The sequence below is a fragment of the Serratia silvae genome, from assembly GCF_023282985.1.
GTDB lineage: Bacteria > Pseudomonadota > Gammaproteobacteria > Enterobacterales > Enterobacteriaceae > Chania > Chania silvae.
Map to the genome: position 1 here is coordinate 134,193 of NZ_JAGQDC010000014.1, position 9,138 is coordinate 143,330.

Here is a 9,138-nt window from a genome sequence, read left to right on the forward strand (position 1 = left end):
CCGCTATGAATTCAAGACAACAAACCATTTTGCAGTTGGTGAATGACCGTCGGCGCATCAGCGTCGGCGAACTGGCGCGCGCCTCTGGCGTTTCTGAGGTGACGATCCGCCAGGATCTCAATCTGTTAGAAAAACGCAGCTATCTTAAACGCGTTCACGGCTCTGCCGTTGCGCTGGAAAGCGACGACGTCGATGCCCGCATGATGTCCAACTTCACGCTTAAGCAGAAACTGGCACAATATGCTGCGTCTCTGGTCAACGATGGCGAAACCATCTTTATCGAGAGCGGCAGTGCCAACGCCCTGCTGGCCCGATATCTGGCCGAGCGCAAGCGCGTCACGCTGATCACCGTCAGTCATTACATCGCCCATCTGCTGAAAGAGACCGACTGCGATGTGATCGTGCTCGGCGGCATGTACCAGAAAAAGAGTGAAACCGTGGTCGGCCCGTTAACCCGCATGTGTATCCAACAGGTGCACTTCAGCAAGGCCTTTATCGGGGTGGATGGCTATCACGCAGAAACCGGCTTTACCGGCCGCGATATGATGCGTGCCGACGTGGTCAACGCGGTGTTAGCCAAAGGCGTGGAGAACATTGTGCTGACCGACTCGTCAAAATTCGGCCAGATCCAACCCAATCCATTGGAGCCAATGAGCCAGATTGGCCGGGTGATTACCGATTCACGCATCGCCAACGACTACCAACAGTTGCTCAAACGCCAAGGTATCAAGTTGGATTTGGTTAACGAATAACGACTGCGGGGCCATTCGGCCCCGTGGTGAGATTATTGCCCGTAATAGGCGTGTACACCGTGCTTGCGCAAATAGTGCTTGTCCAACAGGGTCTGCTGCATATTGCCTAGTCCTGGCGCTAACTGACGCGAGAAGATCCCCATATAGGCCAACTCTTCCAGCACCACAGCATTATGCACCGCGCTGTCAGCGTCTTTTCCCCAGGCAAACGGGCCGTGTGAATGCACCAGCACCGCCGGGATCTGTTCGGCATCCAAACCGCGCTCTTTGAAGGTTTCAACGATCACCCTCCCGGTTTCCCACTCATACCGGCCGTTGATCTCTTCGTCATGCATTGGCCGGGTACAGGGAATATCACCATAGAAATAGTCTGCATGCGTCGTTCCCCAAGCGGGGATGGCTAACCCGGCCTGTGCCCAAATGGTGGCATGGCGCGAGTGGGTGTGAACGATCCCACCCGCGGCAGCAAAGTTCAGGTACAGCACCCGGTGGGTATCCGTATCGGAAGAAGGCTTTTTACTCCCCTCCACCACCTTGCCGCTCTCCAGTTCCACCACCACCATATCGTCCCGGGTCATGGCATCGTACTCAACGCCAGAAGGTTTGATCACCATCAGCCCCTGCTGGCGGTCTACGGCGCTGACATTGCCCCAGGTAAAGGTCACCAGATGATGGCGCGGAAGCTGGAGGTTGGCTTCCAGCACCTGTTGTTTCAGTTCGTTGAGCATGATCTTGTCCTTGTGGCGGCTCTACTGCTATACCCTATGAATTTCAAGTTGCAGCTAGGCAACAAGCTATCTCATCCTCAGGAGCTTACTTTTCGTAAGTGACTGAGGTGAGATAGCGCAGGTAACAACGCTGCAACTTGAAAGACGACGGGTATATTGTCGGCAGGCATGCCACTGGGCGGTATGGGATAGATTGCTAAAGACCACGTAGATTTCTGCTGGATGCTCAAAGATGTGCGGCGGAGGATTCGGAATAATCGCCTGACGCCCCGGCCCAAATTAAGACTATTTCCCTATTTATCCTGCACTAGATATTTATACTGAATTAAGGCGATAAAACCGCCCTGATTTTTTAATTGCTCTGTTTTGTGCAAAAAATGCCATTTTTTATTTCAAGGTTGTCTGGAAGGCAGCTCCAAGCCAGCTGGCTGATTACTGCCTATACTTAAGCTGTGCTATGCCAGCTAAGTAGTTCCATATAGCCGATGCTAAGGAGAACTCATTATGATCATTAATCAACGTTTTGCCACCGCCGCAGTGGTGATTACCCTGGCTCTGTCGCTGAGTGCCTGTTCGAATATGTCTAAACGTGACCGCAACACGGCGATTGGTGCTGGTGCAGGTGCGGTAGGCGGTGCGGTGCTGACTAACGGCAGCGCGTTGGGAACCATCGGGGGAGCCGCTGTTGGTGGCGTCATCGGTCACCAGGTGGGCAAATAAGCCACGGCTTGCTGATACCTCTGCCGATAGGCTAGCAAAAGCTTTGAGCTTTGATGTCTAATCGAGAATACTTTCAGGTCTATTCACACGTTGTTTTTGACGAGCGTTGCCGCAGTAACCCCACTACGGCAACGTTTACCCGTATTATTAACCGCCAGCCAGTTTTACCTTCATCCCCTTGGCTTCCAGCAGCTGTTTAAGCAGGTCGCGTTTGTCGCCCTGGATCTCGATCACACCATCCTTCAGCGAGCCGCCACAGCCGCATTTCTTTTTCAGTTCAGCAGCCAGTTTATCCAGTGCCGCATCATCCAGATCGACACCAGTGATCAGGCAAACCCCCTTGCCTTTTCTGCCGCTGGTCTGGCGTTGAATACGGACGATGCCATCGCCTTTGGTGCGCTCTGGCTTGATTTCTTCCTGCTTGATACGCCCGCTGTCAGTGGAATATACCAGGCGACTATTGTCATCATTCATATTGAGTTCCTTAAGCCAGTGAGGCTCGGATAGCGCTGAGCGCTGCCGCTGGATCGGCGGATTGCGTAATCGGGCGGCCAATCACCATATAATCAACTCCGGCGGCCAGAGCCTGCACCGGCGTCATCACGCGACGCTGATCGCCTGCGGCACTGCCTTCCGGGCGAATACCTGGGGTAACCAGTTGGAACTGGCTGCCACAGGCGGCTTTCAGGCGAGAAGCTTCCTGCGCAGAACAGACCACGCCATCCAAACCACAGTCTCGCGTCAGGCGAGCTAACCTTTCCGCCTGTTCTGCCGGGCTGAGTTCAATACCGATAGCACGCAGATCTTCCGCCTCCATGCTGGTGAGAACGGTTACGGCAATCAATAACGGTGCATCCGCACCATAAGGCAGCAACGCCTCTTTGGCAGCGTTCATCATCCTGGCACCACCGCTGGCATGTACGTTCACCATCCATACGCCCAACTCCGCCGCGGCGGCTACGGCATGCGCCGTGGTGTTAGGAATATCGTGGAATTTCAAATCGAGAAAAACCTCAAACCCGCGCTGATGCAGATCGCGCACGATCTCAGGCCCGAATAAGGTGAACATCTCTTTACCCACTTTTAGCCGGCAATCTTGCGGATCGATGCGATCCGCAAAGGCTAATGCGGCGGAACGGTCAGCATAATCCAAAGCCACGATGATGGGCGATGATTTTAAGTCATTGTTATTTGAGTTATTTTCAGACTTCATAGCTTCTACCTTGTGTGAAATGGACAAACATGAGTGAGCCGCCAGCAAAACTGACCGCCGCATTCTACATGTCAGACAGCGGAAATCCCAGCCACGTAACCCGTTGCCGTTACGTAATGTTAATGCAGCGTAGGTCATCGACTGTCAATAACACCCTGCGCCCTTAACCTAGGGTAAGTAAAACGCAGTAAAGAAGCGTAAATTATCAATCAAATAATTTGATTAACATACTCAAGCCTATCCGATTTCATCCGTTCATAAATGCTTTATTATTCAAACCATCGAAAGCAGAAACACTTTCATCCTTAAAACGAAATTGGAGATACTTATGAAAGGCATCAAATATTTTGCAGCAGCTACCATTCTGACTCTGAGCTCATTTGCCAGCGTTGCCGCTGAGCCGGTCAGCCAGCAACAGGCACAAAACCTGACCGAAGTTGGCGTAGTTTCTGCCAGTGGCGTTACCACGCTGAGCAGCCTTGAAGCCAAGCTGGCGGCCAAAGCCTCAGCCCAAGGCGCTAGCAGCTATCGCATTGTCGCCGCCGGTGGTAACAACATGCTGCACGGCAACGCGGTCATCTATAAATAAGTTCACCTCCCCCTCTAGATTATCTGAACGGGCGCAGCATACCGCGCCCCCTACGACCCGCACTCTGGCACCAACTGGCGGCAGACATTCAGTACCAATTGCCGCAACCAGCGATGAGCCGGATCCGCCTCTGAGCGGGGATGCCACAGCTGCGATATCGTAATCGCCCTGGTGGTTACCGGCAGTTCAAAAGCCCAGAGTGTCGCGACGACCCCATCAATATTGGTCACCGGTTGGTTGTTCAGGAATGAGGCAGGCACCAACGCCACCAGATCGGACTCCTGAGCTACGGCCAAGGCTGCCGGAAAACTCGGCACCACGGCGACAATGTTGCGCCGCAAACCTAGTTCAGCCAATGCTTCGTCTACCGGCCCGTAGGTGCGCTCCCTTCGGGAAGCGACAACGTGGCCCAAAGCAGCATACTGGCTGGCCGTCACCTCTGGTTCCCGCGTCAGCGGATGCCCTGCTCTTACCACGCCAACAAAGCGATCCCTGAACAGCGCCTGCAAGCGTATTTCCGGACCCATGGTACCCAAAACACCAATCTCAAGATCGACCAGACCTTCACGCAGATGCTTTGAGGTTTTCTCTGGTTTGGGCGAAAAACGCAGGCGCACCAAAGGCGCTGCCCTCGCCGCCGCCGCAATCAATGAAGCACCAAATGCCTCCACAAATCCCTCATTAGCACGAATGATAAAGGTTCGTTCCAGCGTGGAGAGGTTCAGTTCTGTAGCCGAAGGGCGCAGCACCGAGCGCGCTGCAAATACGGCATTTTGCGTACGTTCCCGCAGCTCTTCGGCATAAGGCGTCAACACCATGTGCCTTCCTGCGCGCACCAGCAACGGATCTTCGGTAACGGTGCGTAGCCGGGTCAGCGTGCGGCTCATGGCCGAAGCGCTTAGACCAAGACGACGCGCAGCACCAACCACGCTGACTTCAGCGAGCAGTGCATCAAGGGCGATGAGTAAATTGAGATCGGGTTCAGTCATGGCTCATAGTAGCTCGGCAGGAAAAATGAGGAAAGACAACTGTTGCAGATGATAAACGCGTGGTGCGTTTGCTATCTCATTTATGTTACGTAATTATTAAATTTTTATTACACACTAGACAGATCTACGCGGCTGGCTTAGCTTGATGGTAACTTCCAGCGTAAAAGGCAGCAAAATGAGCGAGATATCGACACTGACCATCAAAATCCCTCTAGCACTGAAAGAGCAAATCAAGGCGATTGCCTTGGAGAACCAGCTTTCATTGAGTGCAGAGGTTTGCCAACGGCTGGAACATAGCTTCGAAGCTCCGGCCAAAGCCAGCAAGAAAGCGGCTCCGCTGCATCATGACGATATCGATAATCAGGGAATCGAAGAAGAGATTGAACAGCCCCTTAGCCAGAAAGAACTGAAGAAACTGCGCCAACTGTTGAAAGGTGGCGCAAAAAGCAGCAAGAAGAAATAACGCTGATCAATCTACGCGGGCGCAGCATATGAACTGCCCCTCAAATGTTGGACAAATATCTGATATTTGGAGGTACAGTTCATATGCTGCGCCCCTTTGTAGTGAGCTGGACGAGGTTGGTTTTATTGCCCGTCCAGCCCGCGTATCGGCTTAACCGAAGACCAGGCCCGGCACGAAGGGCAATGCCAATAAAGTGAATGAGCGGTAAAACCGCATTTGTGGCAACGGTAACGCGGTTTGGTGCGGATCTGTTCGCCCACCATATCCCGTAGCAACAGCAGGCTTTCTTTGGCGCGTCCGTCTTCTGCATCGGCCAGATGGTAATCCATCAGGCGATAAAACACGCGCATGGTCGGATGGCGTTGCAACTGGCGATTGATATACACCTGCACCACATCGCTCCCTTCCCGTTGCTCGATCACTTCCGCCAGCATCAGTTCCGCCGTGGCCCCGGTATTCTCCGCCACACAACGTTTGAGGAAGTCTGCCCAGTCGTGCTGCTGTTGGGGTAGATGCTGGTAGCATTCCTGCAGCATCGGCAGCGCTTCGCTGACCAGCTCTTTGTCTTGATCCAATACGCGCGTCAGGGTTTCTATCGCCTTGGCATACTCTACTTGCGCCATGAAAATGCGCCCAACCATGATCGACACGCGAGCACACTGTTTATCCGCCGAGGCCGCACGCTTGAGCAGGCTCATCGCCTTGTCCAGATCGTCGCTGCCCATCGCCTGCAGGGCCAGCTCACAATAAAAATGCGCAATCTCGATGCGCTGCTTTTCCTTACCCAGCTTGACCAGCTTTTCTGCCACTTCGATGGCTTTCTGCCAATCGCTGGTTGCCTGGTGGATCACCAGTAACTGCTGCAGCGCGGAAACACGGAAGTCTTCTTCATTGATCAACTGGCTGAACATGTCTTCGGCGCGGTCATACAACCCGGCGGCCATATAGTCACGCCCCAGTTGCTGTATCGCCAGCAGACGCTGTTCGAAGGTTAGAGAAGCTCTTTCCATCAAGGCTTGATGGATGCGGATCGCGCGATCGACCTCACCACGAGAACGGAACAAATTGCCCAACGTCAGGTGGGCTTCAACGGTATTGCTGTCCTCTTTCAACATGTCGAGAAACAGATCGACCGCTTTATCCTGCTGGTTGGAAAGCAGGAAGTTAACCCCAGCCACGTATTCACGCGACAGGCGGTTGGCTTCCTGTTGTTTATCCTGCTGAGCACTTCTGCGCCCCATGTACCAACCGTACGCGGCAGCTACAGGCAGCAACAGAAACAGCAGCTCTAACATAACAGATTATTCCTTGCTGACTGCGGGCAACGATGCCGGCTCGGCAGGTGCTTCTAGCTGCAGTTCCAGCCTTTTGATTTTCCGCTCTGCACGCCCAAGAGCGATGCGTGTACGCAGATAAAATAACCCACAAATAATCCAGCCCAGCACAAAGCCTGCACCAAACAGAGTGGCCAACAAGGTAGATACCGGATACTCGCCCTGAGCAACTAAATAGTTAAACGTCACCACCTGGTCGTTATGCGCACCCAGCGTGACTGAAGCCACGAATATCACCAGAACCAATAAAAAAATCAGTAAATATTTCACATTCTTTCCCGCAATGCCGAGTGAATCGGATGAATTCTACCCTCTAGGCCACAAACCGGAACCCAATACGGGGTTTGCAGCCCACGGGTAATTGCCTTTAAGTGGCGTCCCTGTTACTTAAGTTAGCATTTCCTATCGTAGCAGGGAAACCCTGGCAGGCGATAAAACCGTAGATCTGCTGGGATATTCAGCAAGAAATGCAGCGCCTGAGCAAAGTAATGAGAAAGCTTCTCAAAATCACGGGATTATTAAGATATGGGGACGAAAATGAGGATTGCAATGCAGGGGTAAACTTAGCGTTGATACGGCCCCAGCTTGGGGCCGTAATTTGTGACAACGTCACGCTTAGCTGTCATCAGCTAACTGTTGAAACTACTTCTCGCGTTCTCGCTCGCTAATTTCCTGCTGCTCTTGCGGTGGAATGGAAAGTGGCCCAAACCAACGCTGTGTCAGCCAACTGGCCAAGGTAACCAACAGCCAGCTAATGACAATTGCCATCGCCAGATCCCTCGGCCAATGCATGCCAAGCATCAGGCGGCTCGCCATCACGCCGAACGCCCAAACCATCACTACCGCTACGGTTTTATAATGTCGCCGTGGCCACAACAACCCGACCCCCAGCAATGCCCACGTAGCAGCAAACATCGTGTGGCCAGAAGGGAACGAAAAGCCGGTCTCAAACTGCCAGTGTTTGCTCAACCATTCCGGCACCAGCGACTGCTCCCGCAACTGCTCTTTGACCAGGGCGCTACGCTGCTTCCTGTCCAAGGAGTAGAAGTATTTGTCATCAATCTGATGGGTTGACTCCAACCATACGACAAACGGCCGAGGTGCCTGCACCTGCTCTTTGATGGCGGATTTGACTCCCTGGCCAATCACGATTGCCGTAGATAATAGAACAAACAGCCCCACCGCCGCTTTCAGCCGAAAGCGCAAACACCACAGAAACCATGCCGACAGGATCAGGTTGGTAAGAATACCCCAAGGTGCAGTAACGGTTTCCGTAACCCAGAACAGCGCTTTTAACAGGCTGACATTGCCGCCGGGTTGCCAGTGCCAACCAATAAGCCAGACCGCCAGCGGCAACAACATCAGCACAATCGTTCCGGTTGCCGTGCGTTTTACTATCTTTAACATCCAGTTATCCTTTCACTCAGGGTAACTCGCAGTGTAACAATCTTGCGAACTCAGCAAAACAAGAGAAATTAGATAGATAACTGACCTATTGCAACAATAGGGGCGGTAAAATGCCGGATGCTGCTTTGCTGAGCACCGCTCGACCACAAGTTATGGCAAAATAGCCGGTAACGAATGAAATAATGATCGTCGCCGTCTGTTTTAATGCTGGTCAGTCCCCTGTCCCAGTCGTAGGATGCACGCAGCGATTTGACAGGTAGTGTTTTTGGAGAGTGACATGCAGCTTAAACGTGTGGCGGAAGCCAAACTGCCAACACCATGGGGTGATTTTCTGATGGTAGGGTTCGAAGAACTGGCCACCGGGCACGATCATCTGGCACTGGTTTTCGGCGATATTACCGGCGAAACACCGGTTCTCTCACGGGTTCATTCCGAATGTCTGACCGGTGATGCACTGTTCAGCCTGCGCTGTGACTGCGGTTTTCAACTGGAAGCCGCATTGGAACAGATTGCCGAGGAAGGCCGTGGTATTCTGCTGTATCACCGCCAGGAAGGCCGTAATATCGGTCTGTTGAACAAGATACGTGCCTATGCCTTGCAGGATAAAGGGGCTGATACGGTGGAAGCCAACCATCAGTTAGGCTTTGCCGCCGATGAGCGTGACTTTACGCTATGCGCCGATATGTTCAAGCTGCTGGGGGTGGATGCGGTGCGCCTGCTAACTAATAACCCGAAGAAGGTCGAGATCCTGAGCGAGGCGGGGATTAATATCTCCGAGCGCGTGCCGTTGATCGTTGGCCGTAACCCGAAGAACGAGCATTATCTGGCCACCAAGGCCGCGAAAATGGGCCACTTGCTGGACAAAAAGTAAAAATCCGCCTTCATAGAAGGCGGCATTGCTTTGGCGCCCCAGAGGGGCGTACTAAGCTCGAACCCGTAGGGT

Annotated in this window: 12 protein-coding genes; 5 read left to right on the plus strand and 7 right to left on the minus strand. The window is 53.1% G+C overall.

All coding sequences use genetic code 11. From position 1 onward, the window contains the following. The first annotated feature begins 5 nt into the window (after positions 1–5). A complete protein-coding gene (locus KAJ71_RS16810; RefSeq protein WP_024486514.1) occupies positions 6–752 on the plus strand; it encodes a DeoR/GlpR family DNA-binding transcription regulator in 747 nt (248 codons plus the stop codon). Between the two features lie 32 nt (positions 753–784). Here the strand turns inward: KAJ71_RS16810 and araD are convergent, their stop codons facing one another. Beyond that, positions 785–1,480, minus strand: coding sequence for an L-ribulose-5-phosphate 4-epimerase (araD, locus tag KAJ71_RS16815; protein WP_248946781.1), 696 nt, complete (start codon positions 1,478–1,480; stop codon positions 785–787). A 501-nt stretch (positions 1,481–1,981) separates the two neighbouring features. On the opposite strand from araD, the gene osmB reads away from it, so the two are divergent. Further along, positions 1,982–2,200 carry an osmotically-inducible lipoprotein OsmB gene (gene osmB, locus KAJ71_RS16820; RefSeq protein ID WP_248946795.1) on the plus strand — a complete coding sequence of 73 codons (219 nt, stop codon included), beginning with the start codon at positions 1,982–1,984 and terminating at the stop codon, positions 2,198–2,200. A 147-nt stretch (positions 2,201–2,347) separates the two neighbouring features. Here the strand turns inward: osmB and yciH are convergent, their stop codons facing one another. Both yciH and pyrF read right to left on the minus strand, forming a co-directional pair. After that, a complete protein-coding gene (gene yciH, locus KAJ71_RS16825) occupies positions 2,348–2,674 on the minus strand; it encodes a stress response translation initiation inhibitor YciH (protein ID WP_248946782.1) in 327 nt (108 codons plus the stop codon). Between the two features lie 10 nt (positions 2,675–2,684). Beyond that, positions 2,685–3,413: an orotidine-5'-phosphate decarboxylase gene (gene pyrF / locus KAJ71_RS16830; protein WP_248946783.1), complete on the minus strand. Its 729-nt coding sequence runs from the start codon at positions 3,411–3,413 to the stop codon at positions 2,685–2,687. Positions 3,414–3,741: 328 nt separating this feature from the next. Here pyrF and bhsA point away from each other — a divergent pair, with 328 nt between their 5' ends. Then, positions 3,742–4,002, plus strand: coding sequence for a multiple stress resistance protein BhsA (bhsA, locus tag KAJ71_RS16835; protein ID WP_248946784.1), 261 nt, complete (start codon positions 3,742–3,744; stop codon positions 4,000–4,002). A gap of 50 nt (positions 4,003–4,052) precedes the next feature. Here the strand turns inward: bhsA and KAJ71_RS16840 are convergent, their stop codons facing one another. Continuing rightward, positions 4,053–4,991: a LysR family transcriptional regulator gene (locus KAJ71_RS16840; RefSeq protein ID WP_248946785.1), complete on the minus strand. Its 939-nt coding sequence runs from the start codon at positions 4,989–4,991 to the stop codon at positions 4,053–4,055. Positions 4,992–5,166: 175 nt separating this feature from the next. Here KAJ71_RS16840 and KAJ71_RS16845 point away from each other — a divergent pair, with 175 nt between their 5' ends. Further along, on the plus strand, positions 5,167–5,454 hold the full coding sequence (locus KAJ71_RS16845; protein WP_248946786.1) for an Arc family DNA-binding protein: 288 nt from the start codon (positions 5,167–5,169) through the stop codon (positions 5,452–5,454). 122 nt (positions 5,455–5,576) lie between these two features. Here KAJ71_RS16845 and lapB read toward each other — a convergent pair whose 3' ends face one another. The 3 genes from lapB to pgpB all read right to left on the minus strand — a co-directional run bounded on the left by lapB (position 5,577) and on the right by pgpB (position 8,195). Next, a complete protein-coding gene (gene lapB, locus KAJ71_RS16850; protein ID WP_248946787.1) occupies positions 5,577–6,749 on the minus strand; it encodes a lipopolysaccharide assembly protein LapB in 1,173 nt (390 codons plus the stop codon). 6 nt (positions 6,750–6,755) lie between these two features. Then, positions 6,756–7,058: a LapA family protein gene (locus tag KAJ71_RS16855; protein WP_248946788.1), complete on the minus strand. Its 303-nt coding sequence runs from the start codon at positions 7,056–7,058 to the stop codon at positions 6,756–6,758. Positions 7,059–7,430: 372 nt separating this feature from the next. After that, on the minus strand, positions 7,431–8,195 hold the full coding sequence (pgpB, locus tag KAJ71_RS16860; protein WP_248946789.1) for a phosphatidylglycerophosphatase B: 765 nt from the start codon (positions 8,193–8,195) through the stop codon (positions 7,431–7,433). A 277-nt stretch (positions 8,196–8,472) separates the two neighbouring features. Between pgpB and ribA the strand changes: the two genes are divergently transcribed. After that, positions 8,473–9,066: a GTP cyclohydrolase II gene (ribA, locus tag KAJ71_RS16865; RefSeq protein ID WP_248946790.1), complete on the plus strand. Its 594-nt coding sequence runs from the start codon at positions 8,473–8,475 to the stop codon at positions 9,064–9,066. Positions 9,067–9,138 lie beyond the last annotated feature (72 nt).

Coding starts and splice junctions, on each gene's coding strand:
- KAJ71_RS16810 (WP_024486514.1), top strand. CDS start 6: ATGAATTCAAGACAACAAACCATTTTGCAGTTGGTGAATGACCGTCGG.
- araD (WP_248946781.1), bottom strand. CDS start 1,480: ATGCTCAACGAACTGAAACAACAGGTGCTGGAAGCCAACCTCCAGCTT.
- yciH (WP_248946782.1), bottom strand. CDS start 2,674: ATGAATGATGACAATAGTCGCCTGGTATATTCCACTGACAGCGGGCGT.
- pyrF (WP_248946783.1), bottom strand. CDS start 3,413: ATGAAGTCTGAAAATAACTCAAATAACAATGACTTAAAATCATCGCCC.
- bhsA (WP_248946784.1), top strand. CDS start 3,742: ATGAAAGGCATCAAATATTTTGCAGCAGCTACCATTCTGACTCTGAGC.
- KAJ71_RS16840 (WP_248946785.1), bottom strand. CDS start 4,991: ATGACTGAACCCGATCTCAATTTACTCATCGCCCTTGATGCACTGCTC.
- KAJ71_RS16845 (WP_248946786.1), top strand. CDS start 5,167: ATGAGCGAGATATCGACACTGACCATCAAAATCCCTCTAGCACTGAAA.
- lapB (WP_248946787.1), bottom strand. CDS start 6,749: ATGTTAGAGCTGCTGTTTCTGTTGCTGCCTGTAGCTGCCGCGTACGGT.
- pgpB (WP_248946789.1), bottom strand. CDS start 8,195: ATGTTAAAGATAGTAAAACGCACGGCAACCGGAACGATTGTGCTGATG.
- ribA (WP_248946790.1), top strand. CDS start 8,473: ATGCAGCTTAAACGTGTGGCGGAAGCCAAACTGCCAACACCATGGGGT.